Source organism: Streptococcus mitis (assembly GCF_003944325.1).
GTDB classification, from domain to species: Bacteria; Bacillota; Bacilli; order Lactobacillales; family Streptococcaceae; genus Streptococcus; species Streptococcus mitis_CW.
This window is the reverse complement of record NZ_RJPX01000002.1, coordinates 1-16,819: the sequence shown is the minus strand read 5'-3', so window position 1 is coordinate 16,819 and position 16,819 is coordinate 1. Positions and strand designations below refer to the sequence as shown.

Sequence of the window (16,819 nt, the reverse complement as noted above, 5' to 3'; positions counted from 1 at the left end):
CATCAGTGTCTTCTATCAAGGTAGTTATTATACTTTTCAGAAATCAAATAGTAGCTCACATCAATTTTTCCTTGCTAAAGATTTGTTATTGATGTTGTAAGTCTGATCCATACTTATAAATGAGTTCTTTTAGTTGGTTAGGAAAGATTCTTTAGTTTGTTGCTTTGTTTAGTATAAAAGGTTGATACTTTTTACTAAACTACTATACACTTTTCTTGATGATAGAAGAAGTAGACATCAAATCATCCGATTGATTCCAAATAAAAGCGTTGAGTCGGTCAATCAGGCTTTAAAACTCATCTTAAAACAGCATCAAATTCGGTAGATAACGGAACAGAATTCAACCGCTTGTCTGATGTGTTTTCTAAGGAACACATCTATTATGCGCACCCCTATGCCTCTTGGGAAAGGGGAATTAATGAGAATCACAATAAGCTCATTCGTAGATGGTTACCTAAAGGAACTAAGAAAACGACTCCTAAAGAAGTTGCATTCATCGAAAATTACTTCAACAACTATTTGAAAAAATGATTGTCCTACAAGCTTACAAGAGAAGACTTCTTGCTAGTTAACTTGAAATTGAGTGTTTCTCGTGAAACATTCTATTTCTATACCTTTTTCGAGTTATAGGTGACTTAGTTCGATAAACTCAAGAGGGATGATAGATTAAAAGAAATTATTTTGCTTGACTATTGGAGGGATTATGGTACATTTAAAATGAATAAAACAGGAAATAGAGGCTGAAAAGCTATTATCTGTGGCTTCTTTGGTTATTTCTGTCAAATTTGGAAAAGTTGCTATCGGCATATACATATTCCCAAAAGCAGAGTTGGTAGCTGTGGTTTTAGGGAGTTTTGATTTTACAGATGATCATACTCATAGTTTTTGCATGGATAGTGCTGTTTGGAGCGATGAGAATTTTTATTATGTCAGTTTTATTGTGGGAAGATTTACTTTGTTTTCTCCTGAAATTGAGTTTTTGTTCAGCCTCTAAACAAAATTTTAAGTTTAGTCTAGACAGACTTATTATTCCAATGAGATGATTTACTGTGGCTTGCTAGATTAGTTGCTAAATCGGTAGTTAAGATTAAGTTTTATTTTTTAAAACTTTAATTCTTCTTATGCGTCTTATGTGATTAATAATATTTTCGCGACATTACCATTTTTGCTGACTTTTTTACATAGGGTGTTTGGGTAAAATACTGGCACGAGCGTTAGGAATGATAGTTTTTCAATTTATAAACGAATTTCAGGAGGTAAATGAGTATGACACCATTAAAATGGTTTGCCGGAGGCAGTGAAAGACGTTGTGAAGCCATGACTATCATAAATCATCTATTGGGAGATATAAAGGATACGCCTCAACTGACTCCCTTGAAAAATCTGTTAGTGAGTTATAAAAGACGATTAGAGGACGATGGGACCTCTACCCCATTTATATTGAGTCAAATGAATGTTGACCTTGCGCGCGTATTGATTGATAACAAGCTGAGTTTGTCAGAAAGTCAATCCGAGCAGATCAAAAAATTGAGAGAATTATCTGCTATTCGCTATGGCTACTGACGAAATGCAGGGATAAATCCCTTTCTACAATTTCCAGTCAAATAAATTGCATTCGTTTTCTCAAGCAGGTATACTAGTATAGTTAGATGAAAAATTCTGAAAATTTAAGAATAGAAAAGAGAACAAATCTTATGGCAAAAGATATTCGTGTCTTACTTTACTACCTTTACACTCCAATTGAAAATGCAGAGCAATTTGCTGCAGACCACTTGGCTTTCTGTAAATCAATCGGCCTTAAAGGTCGTATCCTAGTCGCTGACGAGGGAATTAACGGAACAGTTTCAGGTGATTACGAAACAACTCAAAAATACATGGACTACGTTCACAGCCTCCCAGGCATGGAAGACCTCTGGTTCAAGATTGACGAAGAAAATGAACAAGCCTTCAAGAAGATGTTTGTTCGCTACAAGAAAGAGATTGTCCACCTTGGTTTGGAAGACAACGACTTTGACAACGACATCAACCCACTTGAAACAACAGGTGCTTACTTGTCTCCAAAAGAGTTCAAAGAAGCCCTTCTTGACGAAGATACCGTTGTCCTTGACACACGTAACGATTATGAGTACGACCTAGGACATTTCCGTGGGGCTATCCGCCCAGACATCCGCAACTTCCGTGAGTTGCCACAATGGGTTCGTGACAACAAGGAAAAATTCATGGACAAGCGTGTCGTGGTTTACTGTACAGGTGGAGTTCGCTGTGAGAAATTCTCAGGCTGGATGGTCCGTGAAGGCTACAAAGATGTTGGCCAATTGCACGGAGGAATCGCGACTTACGGTAAAGACCCAGAAGTCCAAGGTGAACTTTGGGATGGGAAAATGTACGTTTTTGACGAGCGTATCGCCGTAGATGTCAACCATGTTAACCCAACCATCGTAGGGAAAGACTGGTTTGATGGAACACCATGTGAACGTTATGTCAACTGTGGAAATCCATTCTGTAACCGTCGTATCTTGACATCAGAAGAAAATGAAGACAAGTACCTTCGTGGATGCTCACACGAGTGCCGTGTTCACCCACGTAACCGCTATGTTTCAGAAAATGAATTGACACAAGCTGAAGTTGTCGAGCGCCTAGCCGCTATCGGTGAAAGCTTGGATCAAGCAGCTACTGTATAATGTCAAACAGTCCTCAGGGGCTGTTTTTCTATGATTTTTACTCAAAAATCTAATACTCAATGAAAATCAAAGAGCAAACTAGGAAGCTAGCCGCAGGCTGCTCAAAACACTGTTTTGAGGTTGTAGATGAAACTGACGAAGTCAGGAACATATATCTACGGCAAGGCGAAGCTGACGCGGTTTGAAGAGATTTTCGAAGAGTATAAAGTTTGTTTTTGTATCTTTCAGAAAAATAAGGTATACTATGTGTAAACGATTTCAAAGGAGTCCAGTTATGACGAAAACATTTTTAATGCCAAATAAACAGAGCATTTTAGGAGAACAGGAAATTTTGACTGCCAAGTCTATCTTGGCCTTGGTAGATGGTTTGGAGTCACATAGTTATGATGCCGTCTATCTCCGTCAGCCTCTTAACCGTCTCGAGTATATCGAGTGTGCGATAGTAGGGCAATCACAATTTCTCTTTAAGGTTAGTTATGATGATGGTCCAAAGGCTTATCGTGTCGATCTTCCTGACCTACTCACAAAGACAGACTGGCAGATTATCAAAGCATTTTTAGATGCCCTGCTTGCTTACACAGGAACTGAGATTGAGGGGCTAGATGGTTTTGACTTTGAAGCTTATTTCCAAGCAAGTATTCAAGCCTATCTAGCAGACACTGCAGCCCGTTTTACGATTTGCCAAGGAATTTTTAATCCTGTTTTCTTTGGTCATGAGGACTTGAAAAGCTTTTTAGAGGCAGATGGCTTGGCTCAGTTTGAAGCGCGTGTGCGTGCGGTTCAAGAGACAGATGCCTATTTTACAAGAGTTTCCTTCTATCAGGATGGAGAAGGGCAAGTGCATGGCGTTTACCATCTAGCTCAAGGAGTCAAGACGGTTTTACCGAGAGAACCATTTGTTCCTGCTGCCTATATTGAGCAATTGGTGGATAAGGAAGTGCAGTGGGAGATTGACTTGGTTCAAATCACAGGAGACGGCTCTAAACCAGAAGACTATGAAGCCATTGCCCGCTTGAACTATGCAAAATTCCTAGAGTCACTACCAAAAGCCTCTTACCACCAACTAGACGCCAATCAATTAGAAATAAAACCCATCCTAGGACAAGATTTTAAAACATTAGCACAAGGAGAGTAAAGCAGAAGCAGGTCAATTGACTTGCTTTTTGATATATAAAAAATCCTGCCATGAAAGACAGGATTGAAGTTTAAAGAAGGGCCAAGATACGAAGATAATCTCCAATCAGTGCCACTTCAGTTACAAAGAAGAGGAGGATAATGACTCCGTTCACAAGGACAGACAAGAATAATTGATAGAAGGAGTCGGTTTCACTTGCTTGACTTGGTCTTGTAATGATATGGAGACTGGCAAGCAGAATGATTCCAATGCTAATCACACACAAGAGGGCTGTGAATCGCAGGCTGTCAAAGAAGGCAAAGAAACTAGCAATAGCAGTGAGGAAGATTGGAATTGCCAAGAGTTGACTATATTGTTGGACAACCTTTTCTAGCGTCCAGTCCTTTTCCTGGTAGATAAATCGTCTCACGACGAAACTACCCAAGAGGAATGAAAAGAAGAAGAGTGTGGTTGCTACTAGGATAGAGATAATCGAAAAGAGATTTAATGAAGCAAATTGTTCAGGGAAGTGATTATGCATAGTTGCTATATGTCCATAGTAAGCTTGTTTGATGTGGTAGATACTAAAGAAAAAGGAAGATGCAGAAAACAGAATGAGCAAGAGAAAGGCTGTGTAACTGTGTGTGCTACTTGTTTCAAGCTTGCTTGTAGGAGATTTGATCGCTTCCACTAGCCAAGACCAAAAATCAAGCGCTTGCTCTTTCCATTTATCCGCAGATTTTGGAGCTTGGTCGGGGATATAGGGACTTTCTAAGGATTGACTGAGAAGAAGGGGCTCTTTCGTGGTTGGTTTTTGCTGAGGAAGAGCTTCTTGGCTCTCTTCAGCCATAGTGACTTTGTCTGTTTCTCCAGGAAGATCTTGCTCTTCTTCAGTAGAATCTAATGCTTTCTTTTCTTCTATTTCTGTTTTCGCTTCACTGTCTTCAGGCATTTCAATTTTCTCTTCTTGCTGGCTTTCCAGTTCGACTTCAGCTTGAGAGACTTCCTCCTCTACTTGAGTATTTTTTTCAATTGGTGTATCGAGATCGGCTATCGTTTCTTCAGCCTTGTCTGCAAGATTTTTGGGTTGTTCTTCAGGCTTGTTCTTGCTTGTTGTTTTTACAAAATCATTACTTTCAAACCATTCTTGTTTCATGGTAGAACCTCCTTTTTAGTTAGATAAATATGCTTTCATAGTAGCAGATGTAAGCGCTTTTGTCAACGGTTTCTAGAAGAAGACTTGTGTTCCTCTGCTTTGAGTAGATAGATATCCTGGTCTGCCCTTGCTATGAGTTGATCTTTCACATCAGCTTTTTCTGTTTTATAAGGATTGCTTAATCGTTCATCTTTGTTTTCTTTATTGCTAAATGAATGTCTTCCTTCTCTTAGAAAATGAAGAATAGAACCATGTTTTGTTGAAAGATCTAAGTTGATTCTTTGTTTTTCTTCTTCAGAAAGTAGCAGGTTTAGGTTTGTTTTTGCTACCAATTCCACCTTACCGTGTATTTGGATTTTTTCAGCGTGGATGTGATGTTCTGTTGATTCTAGCTGACTATCTGTAAGGTCTGTATCAAAGATATTGATAATATTTGGTGTTGTGAGTTTACTGTTTTTGATACGACTTCCTTCAATTCGGAGGAGATAGCTATTATTGGTATTGATGGTCGCATTTTCAAGACTAGCATTAGTGATACTGGTTTGACCGCGATTTGCTGAGATGTTGATCCCTTTTAGACTTCTTCCCTTTGGAACTTGGAGAATAACTTCATTAAAACGACTAGAGTAGCTACTTGCGATATGGAGAATCCCGCCAATTCCAGAAGAGAGAAATGGGGTTTCAGACAGTTTCTTATCAGTGAGGCTTAGCGTTTTATCGTTCTGACTTGTGATAAGATCATGGTTAGCAGAAATAGATGGATGATAAGAAATGTGGATTTGATCATCGAAAGAGTCTGTGATGGTCAGCGCGTGTTGGTGGAGCGTAATCTCTAGGTTTTCGACTTCCTTGCCAAAGGTCAGCTCTTCCATCCGACTATCATAGACAGGCTCTTTGGACATGGAAAGTAGGCTCTTAATCCCGTCAGATTGGATGCCTACAAAGAGCAGGATAAAGCCGATAATGGTAGTCACCACACCAAAGATGAGAAATCCTTTTGTCCATTTACGCATGCTGGTCACCTCTCTTTCCTTTTTTGAGAACAAATTGCACCAAGCGAACAATGAGTAGACCGAAGAAACGAGCTACATAGGAAATACCTAGTAAAACCAGCGAAGAAGCACCGATGGCTAGTAAACCAGCACCAAAAATCAAGATAAAGGCTGATTTTGCTTGGGCTAGGACAGTGAAACTTTCAACTAAAAATAGGAATCCGCCGATGATACCAAGTATGGAAACCGCAAAGAAAGCCAGAATGACAGTCAAAGCGGCTACAAGGATTCCGAACAGGGCAACGAGGATGGCGATTCCCAGAGGAATACCGATGGGTGCTGCAAGGAGGGCTAACAAGGCGATATGTAAAATTTGTCGGTTATTTTTTTGAGCGGGCGCTTCATTGATTTTTTTATCGAGAAGATTGGAGAGAACTTCGTGGGCCGCTTCTTTGGGAGTTCCCAAGCTAGCGATGAGTTCTTCTTCTCCTTCGACTCCAGCATCGTCAAAGAGTTCCCTGAAATAGTCCATGGCTTCGATGCGATCAGCTTCAGGTAGTTTCTTGAGATAGAGTTCTAGCTGAGTCAGGTATTCAGTTCTTGTCATGGCGGATACTCCCTTCTATGATGCCATTAATGGTGTCTGTATAGAGTGCCCATTCATCTTTTAGGGTCACGAGCTGCTCTATACCACCATTTGTTAAGGAGTAGTATTTGCGCATGCGACCTTGGAACTCTCTAGAATAGGTGGTCAGAAAGTTATTGCCCTCCAATTTTTTGAGAATGGGATAGAGCGTAGATTCTTTGATATTAGCGATAAGCTTAATGGTTTGGCTAATCTCATAACCATAAGAATCATCCTGCTCCAGTACGGCCAAGATGAGAAATTCAATCAAGGCAGAGGATGTTGGAAAGTACATGGGGAACCTCCTTTTCTAATGTGTAAGATTTTTATATATAATTTTTCTACACATACATTGTACATCTAAAAGAAAGCCCTGTCAAGAGAAATGTGTAAAATTTTTATATATAAAAAACTTCTAGTCAAAACTAGAAGTTTAGAGGATTTTATCAGCTCTGTCCACTGTAAAGAGGGCCACAGTCATCAGGATATCGACGAGCAAGAGGGCAGCTACAGCTGGCACCCAAGAGTGGAAAAGGTCAAAACTGTAACCAAATAGAGTTGGCCCAAAGGCTGCTAGGATATAGCCTCCTGTTTGAGATAAACCAGACAATTGGGCTGTCTTTTCAGGAGCGCTTGTCTTGAGTGAAAAGTTGACCATGAGATAAGGGAAGAGGGCGCTGGTTGCGGTTCCGATGAGGAGATGGATGGCAAGCCAGTAAAAGAAATTACCGACTGGGAAAAAGAGCATGGAAATGCCGAACACACCAGCTAGTGAAACCAGAGTGAGCATGAGCTGACGGTTGCGAGTAGACAAGCTGGTTGTTAGGCTTGGGATGGTCATTGAAAAAGGAATGCTAATCAGAGAGAAGATAGAGGTCAGTAAGCCAGCTTCGTGACTGGATAGGCCTGCGTGGATAGCCATGGTAGGTAGCCAGGTCATAGCAGTGTAAAAGAGCAAGGATTGAAAACCTGCAAAAACAATCACTGCCCAGACCTGTTTATTACGCATGACCTTTGTTTTGCTTTTTTGTTTGGTTTGTGGAGCCAGTCTGTGATTATAGCGGTGATTTGGAAGCCAGACCAAAAAAGTTGCTAGACAGAGCAGGGTGAGGAGGATGATAAGGCCTTTCCAAGAGCTGGCTTGTGTAATAGGCACAGCCAGATAGGAGGCCAGAGCCGTTGCAACCCCCATAGAAGTTACATATAAGGTGGTCAGAAAACCAATTTTCTTTGGTTGATTGGCTTGGATGAGACTAGGAAGCAGAACATTGATGACTGCGATACTTGCCCCAACCATCAAGGTTCCTAGATAGAGCAGGGGCAAATTGATTAGTCGAATCAGAGAGCCAATGGTTAAGAAGAAAAGACTGTAGGTAAAGAGATGCTCCAAGCCAATTTTCTGAGCCAGTCGGGTAGAAAAGAGTGAGAAGAGGGTAAACATGAGGAGAGGAAGGCTGGTCAAGACACCAAGCGAACTAACTTCTACTCCCAGACCTTGCGAAATATCTCCCAAAATAATGGGTAAAACAGTAAAAGGAGTCCGCAAGGAAACACCAATCAGTATAATACCTGGAACAAAAAAGAGTGATTGCTTTTTCATAAAATACCTCTTCTAGCTGATTTTAATAACAGCTTATTTTAAGGTTTTTTCCTTATAATGTCAAGTAAGGTTTTGGGCTTTCAAGATAAAAATGGGAAAGTCTTGAAAATTATGATAAAATAGTGGAAGGAAATCTATATATTGGAGAAAAACTGTGCTTGAAAAGCAAAAAATTAGCGTCTTGATGTCGGTTTATATTAAGGAAAATCCGACATTTTTGCGAGATGCCATTAATAGTATTCAAAATCAGACCTTGAAACCGAGCGAGTTGGTTCTGGTTGAGGATGGGCCTTTGACACCTGAGCTCTATCAGGTGTTAGACCAAGTAGAAGCTCAGTCTGAAATTCCAGTGAAACGCTGTCCTCTTGAGCAGAATCAAGGTTTGGGTCTGGCTCTTCGATACGGTGTTTTGCAGTGTCAGTATGATATCATCGCTCGTATGGATACAGATGATATAGCTGTTCCAGACCGTTTTGAGAAACAGGTTCAGTTAATGGAGAGGGACAATCTCGACCTATTAGGTGGACATATTGCAGAATTTATTGACAATCCTGATGAGATTGTTTCTTATCGTCGTGTTCCGACCCAGAACGCAGATATTGTGGCTTATCAAAGGATGAGAAGTGCCTTTAACCACATGACTGTCATGTTCAAGAAGGATATGGTTCTCAAGGCAGGCAACTATGAGGATGGCCTTTATATGGAGGATGACCTCCTCTGGCTCAATATGATTGCTGCAGGAGCCAAGACTGGAAATCTGAATCAAATCTTGTGTAAGGTTCGTGTTGGAGCAGGAATGTTTGAGCGTCGTGGGGGACTGCGTTACCTCAAACTCTATCGTCAAGCTCGTCAGCGCATGCTGAAGAGAGGGCAAATTTCTTACAGAGAGTACGCCAAGAGTGTTGCGATTCAGATGGTTGTTGCCCTTTGTCCAGGATTTGTCAGACAGTTTATTTTTATGAAGCTGTTACGAAAAAGCAATTAAAAGATTGTAGCAAATCGTAAACTGGAGAAAAAGTGTTATAATAACAATATAACCATCGAGCTCTTTTAAGGAGGAGTAAATTTCTATGAATAAAAAACTCACAGATTATGTCATTGATCTGGTGGAAATTTTAAATAAACAACAAAAACAGGTCTTCTGGGGCATATTTGATATTTTGAGTATGGTGGTTTCCATCATTGTATCTTATATCTTATTCTACGGATTGATTAATCCAGCACCTGTTGACTACATCATCTATACGAGTTTGGCCTTCTTGTTTTATCAATTGATGATTGGATTTTGGGGCTTGAACGCTAGTATCAGCCGTTACAGCAAGATTACGGATTTTATGAAAATCTTTTTTGGTGTGACTGCGAGCAGTGTCTTGTCATATAGTATCTGCTATGCCTTCTTACCTCTATTTTCAATTCGTTTTATCATTCTCTTTATCTTGTTGAGTACCTTCTTGATTCTATTGCCACGGATTACTTGGCAGTTAATCTACTCCAAACGTAAAAAGGGAAGTGGTGATGGAGAACACCGTCGGACCTTCTTGATTGGTGCTGGAGATGGTGGAGCTCTCTTTATGAACAGCTACCAACATCCAACTAGTGATTTGGAACTTGTCGGTATTTTGGATAATGATGAAAAGAAAAAGGGTCAAAAACTCGGTGGTATCCCTGTTTTGGGCTCATATGATGATCTGCCTGAATTAGCAAAACGCCATCAAATTGAGCGTGTTATCGTTGCGATTCCGTCGCTTGATCCGTCAGAATACGAGCGTATCTTGCAGATGTGTAATAAGCTGGGTGTTAAATGTTACAAGATGCCTAAGGTTGAAACCGTTGTTCAGGGACTTCACCAAGCAGGTGGAGGCTTCCAGAAGATTGATATCACAGACCTTTTGGGCCGTCAGGAAATTCGTCTTGACGAATCGCGTTTGGGAGCAGAACTTACTGGAAAAACAATCTTGGTTACAGGAGCTGGCGGTTCAATCGGTTCTGAAATCTGTCGCCAAGTTAGCCGCTTCAATCCTGAACGCATTGTCTTGCTCGGTCATGGGGAAAATTCAATCTATCTTGTTTATCATGAATTGATTCGCAAGTTCCAAGGGATTGATTATGTACCAGTTATTGCCGATATTCAAGACTATGACCGTTTGTTGCAAGTCTTTGAGCAGTACAAGCCTGCTATTGTTTATCATGCGGCTGCCCACAAGCACGTTCCTATGATGGAGCGCAATCCAAAAGAAGCCTTCAAAAACAATATTCGTGGAACCTACAATGTTGCTAAGGCTGTTGATGAAGCCAAAGTACCTAAGATGGTTATGATTTCGACAGATAAGGCGGTTAATCCACCAAATGTTATGGGAGCAACCAAGCGCGTGGCGGAATTGATTGTCACTGGCTTTAACCAACGTAGCCAATCGACCTACTGTGCAGTTCGTTTTGGAAATGTTCTTGGTAGCCGTGGTAGTGTGATTCCAGTCTTTGAACGTCAGATTGCTGAAGGTGGGCCTGTAACGGTGACAGACTTCCGCATGACCCGTTACTTTATGACCATTCCAGAAGCTAGCCGTCTGGTTATCCATGCTGGTGCTTATGCCAAGGATGGAGAAGTCTTTATCCTTGATATGGGCAAACCAGTCAAGATTTATGACTTGGCCAAGAAAATGGTCCTTCTAAGTGGACACACTGAGAGCGAAATTCCAATCGTTGAAGTTGGAATCCGCCCAGGTGAAAAACTCTACGAAGAACTCTTGGTATCAACTGAACTTGTTGATAATCAGGTTATGGATAAGATTTTCGTTGGTAAGGTTAATGTCATGCCTCTAGAAGCCATCGATCAAAAGATTGAAGAGTTCCGAACTCTCAGAGGAGATGAATTGAAGCAAGCCATTATCGCCTTTGCCAATCAAACAACCCACGTTGAATAAAACAGAAAAACGCATATTATTAGGACTTGAAACCTTGATAATATGCGTTTTGTTATGTAGAAACTTGCTCCATTTTATTCTGATACCCAATGAAAATCAAATAGCAAACTAGGAAGCTAGCTGAAGGTTACTCAAAGAACAGCGTTGAGGTTACAGAGAAAACTAACTTGGTTCGAAGAGTATGAAATGGAGTTGTTGCCCAGTCTCCGTTATGTTATTGAAAATACGCCAAAACATCTGAGGGTTTGTGGGCCATATAATCAGGCTGATAGTTTAGCAAGTCTGATTGATCTCCAAATCCCCAAGTGACGGCCAATTTCTGAATGCCTGTTTCTTGAGCTCCCAGCATATCAAACTTGGTATCTCCGATGATGATGGCTTGTTGAGGGGCTAGTTGATGTGCCTGCAAGGCTTGGCGAATGACATCTGCCTTATGGGGTGCTTCAGGGCTGGAACCATAAATGTCATCAAAGAAATGATGGATTCCCAAATTTTTAGTCATATCCTGAGCGGTTGGTGTATTCTTTGTAGTGGTGATATAAAGAGGGTAATTCTTGGATAGCTCTTGAAGCAATTCTATAATCTGAGGGAAGAGCTGAGCTTCATAGATGCCTTTTTCCTTATAGTAAGAACGGTATATCTGCACAGCCTCAGAAATTTGTTCTTTGGGAAGGCAAGTCGCAAAACTACTTTCAAGGGGCGGTCCCATAAAACCACGAATCGTTTTGGCATCAGGGCTAGGTACCCCCAGCTCTTTAAAGGTATGGGTAAAGGCATTGTGAATCCCGATAGAACTGTCAACGAGGGTTCCATCCAGATCGAAAAAGATAGCTGAGATAGAGGTCATGGTTTCTCCTATTTGATAAGCTTATTCTCCGAAAATTTCTTTTTGGAGGCGACGACCAGTAGGTGTGGCAGCGAGTCCACCTTCAGCTGTTTCACGAAAGGCAGTTGGCATGCTTGCTCCTACTTGATACATGGCATCGATAACTTCATCCACAGGGATTTTAGATTCGATACCTGCCAGGGCCATGTCTGCTGCGATAAAGGCAAAGCTAGCTCCCATGGCATTGCGCTTTACACAGGGAACTTCGACCAAGCCAGCAACAGGGTCACAGATGAGACCTAGCATATTTTTAATGACAAAGGCAATGGCCTGACTGGCCTGATAAGGTGTTCCACCAGCAGCTAGAGTCAAGGCGGCAGCACTCATAGCAGAGGCAGAGCCGACTTCGGCCTGACAGCCACCTTCAGCACCTGAAATAGAGGCATTGTTTGCGATGACTAGTCCAAAGGCACCGGCAGCAAAGAGGAAATCCAGCTGTTGCTCGTGGCTGAGGTCTAATTTTTCAATAGCAGCATTTAGAACTGAGGGCAGACAGCCAGCACTTCCAGCAGTCGGAGTGGCACAGACCAAGCCCATTTTGGCATTGTGTTCATTGACTGCGATGGCATTTCGGGCAGCAGACAGAATCGTGTAATCTGATAAAGTTTTTCCGTTTTTGATGTAGTGATCCAATTTGGCAGCATCTCCACCTGTCAGGCCACTACGAGATTTATTTTCATTGAGGCCAAGTTGGACAGAGGCTTTCATGACTTCTAGATTGCGTTCCATGAGAAGGAGAACCTCTTCACGTTCACGACCTGTCAATTCAAACTCCGTTGTAATCATGAGTTCTGCGACATTTCCTTGAAAGTCCAGTTCTGCCTGCTCGACCAATTCTTTGATAGAATAAAACATGCTTCCTCCTATTTAAAGAAATTGACATTGTGGAGATGAGGGATTTCTCGAATTTCCTCGATGGCCTCATCACAGTTGCGACTGTCGACTTCGATAATCATAATGGCTTTTTCACCAGCTTTTTCACGAGTAACGTTCATCTGGGCGATATTGATACCATAGCGTGAAAGTGCCTCTGTTACGAGGGCAATCATGCCTGGAATATCTTGATGAACGATAATGATAGTCGGTGTATTCATATTGAGAGAGACGGCAAAGCCATTGAGTTCGGTGACCTGAATATTTCCTCCACCGATTGAAATACCAGTCACACTGATGGTCTTGTGGGCATTTTTGACGGTAATTTTAGTGGTGTTTGGGTGAGGAGCATTACTGTCTTTTTGAATGGTCCAGACAATCTTGATACCACGCTTGTGGGCAATCTCCAGACTATTTGGGATTTCAGGATCATCTGTATCCATGCCTAAAATACCTGCAACAAGGGCTAGGTCTGTTCCGTGACCACGATAAGTCTTGGCAAATGAGTTAAATAGTTGGAATTCGACTTCTGTCGGAGTATCATCAAAAATGGAAGATACAATCTTCCCAATACGAACAGCACCAGCGGTATGGCTACTAGATGGGCCAATCATAACTGGTCCGATGATATCAAAGACAGATTGAAAACGAAGTGATTTCATCAGTTTCCCCTTATAAAAATTCTTATCTCTATTATATCAAAGAATGAAGGTCTTGGCTTTAATTGTGGATGAAAACCTTTTTACACTACAAATAGAATAAAACAGTATCTTTTGTAACAAAAAATAGCTTATTTAGGGAAATAAAAAATAATTTTGTAATATTTCTACATAAAAGTGTCAAGAAACAGTAATATTTAAAGGGTATCATAGAACTATAGAAAGAAGGAGAATTTTCAAATATGAAATCAACAACTAAAAAGATTAAAACAACTCTTGCAGGAGTAGCTGCCTTGTTTGCAGTATTTGCTCCATCATTTGTATCTGCTCAAGAATCATCAACTTACACTGTTAAAGAAGGTGATACACTTTCAGAAATCGCTGAAACTCACAACACAACTATTGAGAAATTGGCAGAAAACAATCACATTGACAACATTCATTTGATTTATGTTGGTCAAGAGTTGGTTATCGACGGCCCTGTAGCACCAGCTGCAACACCAGCGCCAACTACTTATGCAGCACCAGCTGCTCAAGATGAAACTGTTTCAGCTCCAGCAGCAGAAACTACAGAAGAAGCAGCTCCAGTGGCAAGCGCACCTGCAGCAGAAGAAACAGTTGCTGCAACTGTAAGCGGATCTGAAGCAGAAGCCAAAGAATGGATCGCTCAAAAAGAATCAGGTGGTAGCTACACAGCTACAAACGGACGTTACATCGGACGTTACCAATTGACAGATTCATACTTGAACGGTGACTACTCAGCTGAAAACCAAGAACGTGTAGCAGATGCTTACGTTGCAGGACGTTACGGTTCATGGTCAGCTGCGAAAAACTTCTGGCTTAACAACGGTTGGTATTAAGAACTAGGAAAAGAGCTTTGAATGGCTCTTTTTTCTTTCCTTTTTAGAATCCTATTCACACTGTGTAGCCAATTTGATATAATCTTATCAAAAAGTAGTATAATGTTTTTATAGAATATAAATAGTGGTGGATAGCATGCATGCATTATTAGCAACAAGATTAAAAAATAAGCGAAAAGAGCTGGGCTGGTCGCAAAAAGAGTTGGCAGAAGGAATTTGCCAACAAACTCAGATAAGTCGAATGGAACAAGGCAAATATATGCCAGGAGCAGATTTGTTATATAAATTATCTGAAAAAATGGGCTTAAATATGGACTATTTCTTTTCAGGAGAAATTTCGAAAGAGTTTCTAGGCTTGTCTGCTTTCAAGAGGTTGTCTGAAACATTGTTGGAAAATCAAGATTATGCCTCTTTGAAATATGCTTTTGAGGGAGAAAGAAAGCAACAGACTTCCTTATCTTTTGATGAAAAGATTTATCTGGACTGGATAGATGCCATTCTAACCTATCAATGTGAACATCAATTAAAACTAGCTATTTCAAAAATAGAGGACATCCTCAGTAGGATTAGTATTGATAAAGTAGACTACTTGTATATTTTGAATACTCTGTTGATTTTCTTAGGCTATGATGAGGATAAGGAGAAATTTGAACAACTATATGAACAGGTTTCCGTAGCCCTTTCAAAAATCGATACCAGTGTGCGTGAACAAATTGAGTTGTATATCAAAATAAAATACAATTATTGTTACCACCTTTGGAAACAGGAGGAGATGGATAAGTCCAGAGACCTATTATTGGAGATGATTGAATTTTGTAACAAATATCATAGTAGCTTTAGGTTAGCAGATTTATATTGTTTGTTGGGAAATGTAACAGAGGATCTTGATATCTCTGTTGCTAAGGACTATTATATGCAAGCTAAGGTGCTCTATCTAATTGAAAATAATGAAGTTATGGCACTCAAGGTAGAACAATATCTGATGGATAAGTAGTTAGAGAATGTATAAGGATAGCAGAAGCTATCTTTTTTATGTGTGAAAATATAACTTTAATTCTTCTTTTTAAAAATATCTAAGATGTTGCTTTAATTACTTGACAGGTTATATATGTTAATTTATAATATAGGTGAAAGAAGGTGGCAAGATGGGAAAATTAAAATTTGAATATTTGAAAGCGCTATCTATTTTGCTTATTGTGCTAATTCTACTGAGTAATAGTCGAAGTTTTATTAGTACTACTCTAGTTACTCAAGGTATTGATACAGGAGCATACTATTCTCCCAGTTAAGAGTAAGTTCGTTGTTTAAAATGAAATGAGATAGAAGGAAGGCGAATCCAATGAGCTATAAGGTTTATTGTTTTATTTATTAAAAATTGAAGGATAGTTGTTTTTTGTAAGCTTAAATAGGAGAAGTAAAATGACTCATAAATTAATTAAAGTAAGTATGGTTTTCATTATGATATTTGGATTGCTCTTCTCTGTCGGAAATAGCATTTATGCGTCTGAAACAGCAACCAGACAAACTGCTGTCTTGAGCGAACAAGAGCAGACAGAACAGGCGATTGAAAGCTTGAAATTCTATTTAGAGGAAGCTGGACATGTTGATTTGGCTACAAAGAGATACGTTGTAACTGATTTCTATGCTCTAAAAGCAAGGGCAGAACTACCAGGAGATATTGGCTTAGAAGGGAAGTTTATTTTTGAAAATTATGTATTGCCAAGTATGACTCGTGATTTAGGAGCATATGCGGCTTGTGTAGTCATAAATTCTGTACCATTTGGTGGAATTATATGGGATGCACTGCAAGGTAGAAATATGATAGAAATATTAACCAATGCTTTGGTGTCTCATAATTATGGAAAAGCGGTTGATATAATAAAAGATATTGCTGCATCAGTATTAAAACCATCTCAATTAGCTAAATTTAATGTAGCTGTTGTTGTAGCAGGAGTAGCATTAAATGCTATCTCTTGTTGGGGAACTTAGTTCGATATAGTAGGAAAAGTATTTTATAGTAGATTGAACTAGGAAGATACAACGTAATTAGGATATTCGTATTGCTTTTTAGTCATTATCTAAAAAGCAATACGTGTTGTTCTAACTTCAATATACCATAATATAAGTCGTCCCTACCCTATGTTGATTAGATTAAACCGATAAATCAGGAGGTTAAGCGATGAACTACAATTTAAAATATATCTTATCAGGAATATTTGTCCTAGTCTTTATAGGTTTCCTAGTCTGGATGCGTTATTTTAATCAGAAGAAGGAAGAGGAGCATTCAGATGTGTCTTTTGAAGCGAGGTTAGATAGTGAAGTCAAGACCTTATATAAACAACTAGGATTGGGTGAGGAACCTAACTATTTCTTAGCTTATCGCTACTTACACCCTTGGTTTAATCTAGCGATTTTACCACCAACAGTTGAAATTCTCTTAACTAAAATAGCA

General features: G+C 39.9%; 17 protein-coding genes and 3 pseudogenes. 12 read left to right on the top strand and 8 right to left on the bottom strand.

The window, feature by feature from the left end; translation table 11 throughout:
- Positions 1–184 precede the first annotated feature (184 nt).
- The 6 genes and pseudogenes from D8787_RS01110 to D8787_RS01080 all read left to right on the top strand — a co-directional run.
- Positions 185–630, top strand: a pseudogene (locus D8787_RS01110) (IS30 family transposase); the annotation flags it as partial.
- Between the two features lie 127 nt (positions 631–757).
- Complete coding sequence (locus D8787_RS01105; protein ID WP_125420232.1) at positions 758–994, top strand: hypothetical protein; 237 nt, start codon at positions 758–760, stop codon at positions 992–994.
- Positions 995–1,117: 123 nt separating this feature from the next.
- Positions 1,118–1,198: pseudogene (locus tag D8787_RS01100) on the top strand (CPBP family intramembrane glutamate endopeptidase); the annotation flags it as partial.
- A 68-nt stretch (positions 1,199–1,266) separates the two neighbouring features.
- Entirely contained in the window at positions 1,267–1,563 is a 297-nt protein-coding gene (locus D8787_RS01095; protein ID WP_185776723.1) for a bacteriocin immunity protein, read from the top strand.
- A gap of 131 nt (positions 1,564–1,694) precedes the next feature.
- The gene (locus D8787_RS01090; protein WP_020902652.1) at positions 1,695–2,681 is read left to right on the top strand and encodes a rhodanese-related sulfurtransferase; all 987 of its coding nucleotides are present in this window, start codon (positions 1,695–1,697) and stop codon (positions 2,679–2,681) included.
- Between the two features lie 274 nt (positions 2,682–2,955).
- Complete coding sequence (locus tag D8787_RS01080) at positions 2,956–3,816, top strand: DUF4299 family protein (protein ID WP_125420228.1); 861 nt, start codon at positions 2,956–2,958, stop codon at positions 3,814–3,816.
- Between the two features lie 70 nt (positions 3,817–3,886).
- Here the strand turns inward: D8787_RS01080 and D8787_RS01075 are convergent, their stop codons facing one another.
- From D8787_RS01075 to D8787_RS01055, 5 genes are all read right to left on the bottom strand, one after another.
- On the bottom strand, positions 3,887–4,951 hold the full coding sequence (locus D8787_RS01075; RefSeq protein WP_125420226.1) for a DUF6574 domain-containing protein: 1,065 nt from the start codon (positions 4,949–4,951) through the stop codon (positions 3,887–3,889).
- Positions 4,952–5,013: 62 nt separating this feature from the next.
- Positions 5,014–5,964, bottom strand: coding sequence for a DUF4097 family beta strand repeat-containing protein (locus D8787_RS01070; RefSeq protein WP_125420224.1), 951 nt, complete (start codon positions 5,962–5,964; stop codon positions 5,014–5,016).
- Entirely contained in the window at positions 5,957–6,550 is a 594-nt protein-coding gene (locus D8787_RS01065; protein ID WP_033684466.1) for a DUF1700 domain-containing protein, read from the bottom strand. Before D8787_RS01065 ends, D8787_RS01070 begins: the two co-directional genes overlap by 8 nt.
- Positions 6,537–6,863 carry a PadR family transcriptional regulator gene (locus tag D8787_RS01060; RefSeq protein ID WP_000273856.1) on the bottom strand — a complete coding sequence of 109 codons (327 nt, stop codon included), beginning with the start codon at positions 6,861–6,863 and terminating at the stop codon, positions 6,537–6,539. The genes D8787_RS01065 and D8787_RS01060 overlap by 14 nt, the downstream gene beginning before the upstream one ends.
- A gap of 138 nt (positions 6,864–7,001) precedes the next feature.
- Positions 7,002–8,168 carry a CynX/NimT family MFS transporter gene (locus tag D8787_RS01055; RefSeq protein WP_125420222.1) on the bottom strand — a complete coding sequence of 389 codons (1,167 nt, stop codon included), beginning with the start codon at positions 8,166–8,168 and terminating at the stop codon, positions 7,002–7,004.
- Between the two features lie 154 nt (positions 8,169–8,322).
- Between D8787_RS01055 and D8787_RS01050 the strand changes: the two genes are divergently transcribed.
- Both D8787_RS01050 and D8787_RS01045 read left to right on the top strand, forming a co-directional pair.
- Complete coding sequence (locus D8787_RS01050; protein WP_125420220.1) at positions 8,323–9,153, top strand: glycosyltransferase; 831 nt, start codon at positions 8,323–8,325, stop codon at positions 9,151–9,153.
- Positions 9,154–9,238: 85 nt separating this feature from the next.
- The gene (locus tag D8787_RS01045) at positions 9,239–11,089 is read left to right on the top strand and encodes a nucleoside-diphosphate sugar epimerase/dehydratase (protein ID WP_125420218.1); all 1,851 of its coding nucleotides are present in this window, start codon (positions 9,239–9,241) and stop codon (positions 11,087–11,089) included.
- Between the two features lie 214 nt (positions 11,090–11,303).
- On the opposite strand, the gene D8787_RS01040 is transcribed toward D8787_RS01045, so the two are convergent.
- The 3 genes from D8787_RS01040 to sdaAB are packed head-to-tail and all read right to left on the bottom strand — an operon-like array spanning position 11,304 to position 13,510.
- Positions 11,304–11,936: an HAD family hydrolase gene (locus tag D8787_RS01040; RefSeq protein ID WP_125420216.1), complete on the bottom strand. Its 633-nt coding sequence runs from the start codon at positions 11,934–11,936 to the stop codon at positions 11,304–11,306.
- Between the two features lie 21 nt (positions 11,937–11,957).
- Positions 11,958–12,830, bottom strand: coding sequence for an L-serine ammonia-lyase, iron-sulfur-dependent, subunit alpha (gene sdaAA, locus D8787_RS01035; RefSeq protein ID WP_125420214.1), 873 nt, complete (start codon positions 12,828–12,830; stop codon positions 11,958–11,960).
- A gap of 8 nt (positions 12,831–12,838) precedes the next feature.
- A complete protein-coding gene (gene sdaAB / locus D8787_RS01030) occupies positions 12,839–13,510 on the bottom strand; it encodes an L-serine ammonia-lyase, iron-sulfur-dependent subunit beta (RefSeq protein WP_033684460.1) in 672 nt (223 codons plus the stop codon).
- A gap of 239 nt (positions 13,511–13,749) precedes the next feature.
- Here sdaAB and D8787_RS01025 point away from each other — a divergent pair, with 239 nt between their 5' ends.
- From D8787_RS01025 to D8787_RS01010, 4 genes and pseudogenes are all read left to right on the top strand, one after another.
- Positions 13,750–14,367: a LysM peptidoglycan-binding domain-containing protein gene (locus tag D8787_RS01025; RefSeq protein WP_125420212.1), complete on the top strand. Its 618-nt coding sequence runs from the start codon at positions 13,750–13,752 to the stop codon at positions 14,365–14,367.
- Between the two features lie 136 nt (positions 14,368–14,503).
- On the top strand, positions 14,504–15,361 hold the full coding sequence (locus D8787_RS01020; RefSeq protein WP_125420210.1) for a helix-turn-helix domain-containing protein: 858 nt from the start codon (positions 14,504–14,506) through the stop codon (positions 15,359–15,361).
- A gap of 425 nt (positions 15,362–15,786) precedes the next feature.
- The gene (locus tag D8787_RS01015; RefSeq protein WP_125420208.1) at positions 15,787–16,356 is read left to right on the top strand and encodes a streptococcin A-M57; all 570 of its coding nucleotides are present in this window, start codon (positions 15,787–15,789) and stop codon (positions 16,354–16,356) included.
- Between the two features lie 190 nt (positions 16,357–16,546).
- Positions 16,547–16,819, top strand: a pseudogene (locus D8787_RS01010) (hypothetical protein); the annotation flags it as partial.

Coding starts and splice junctions, on each gene's coding strand:
- D8787_RS01095 (WP_185776723.1), top strand. CDS start 1,267: ATGACACCATTAAAATGGTTTGCCGGAGGCAGTGAAAGACGTTGTGAA.
- D8787_RS01090 (WP_020902652.1), top strand. CDS start 1,695: ATGGCAAAAGATATTCGTGTCTTACTTTACTACCTTTACACTCCAATT.
- D8787_RS01080 (WP_125420228.1), top strand. CDS start 2,956: ATGACGAAAACATTTTTAATGCCAAATAAACAGAGCATTTTAGGAGAA.
- D8787_RS01075 (WP_125420226.1), bottom strand. CDS start 4,951: ATGAAACAAGAATGGTTTGAAAGTAATGATTTTGTAAAAACAACAAGC.
- D8787_RS01070 (WP_125420224.1), bottom strand. CDS start 5,964: ATGCGTAAATGGACAAAAGGATTTCTCATCTTTGGTGTGGTGACTACC.
- D8787_RS01065 (WP_033684466.1), bottom strand. CDS start 6,550: ATGACAAGAACTGAATACCTGACTCAGCTAGAACTCTATCTCAAGAAA.
- D8787_RS01060 (WP_000273856.1), bottom strand. CDS start 6,863: ATGTACTTTCCAACATCCTCTGCCTTGATTGAATTTCTCATCTTGGCC.
- D8787_RS01055 (WP_125420222.1), bottom strand. CDS start 8,168: ATGAAAAAGCAATCACTCTTTTTTGTTCCAGGTATTATACTGATTGGT.
- D8787_RS01045 (WP_125420218.1), top strand. CDS start 9,239: ATGAATAAAAAACTCACAGATTATGTCATTGATCTGGTGGAAATTTTA.
- D8787_RS01040 (WP_125420216.1), bottom strand. CDS start 11,936: ATGACCTCTATCTCAGCTATCTTTTTCGATCTGGATGGAACCCTCGTT.
- sdaAA (WP_125420214.1), bottom strand. CDS start 12,830: ATGTTTTATTCTATCAAAGAATTGGTCGAGCAGGCAGAACTGGACTTT.
- sdaAB (WP_033684460.1), bottom strand. CDS start 13,510: ATGAAATCACTTCGTTTTCAATCTGTCTTTGATATCATCGGACCAGTT.
- D8787_RS01025 (WP_125420212.1), top strand. CDS start 13,750: ATGAAATCAACAACTAAAAAGATTAAAACAACTCTTGCAGGAGTAGCT.
- D8787_RS01020 (WP_125420210.1), top strand. CDS start 14,504: ATGCATGCATTATTAGCAACAAGATTAAAAAATAAGCGAAAAGAGCTG.
- D8787_RS01015 (WP_125420208.1), top strand. CDS start 15,787: ATGACTCATAAATTAATTAAAGTAAGTATGGTTTTCATTATGATATTT.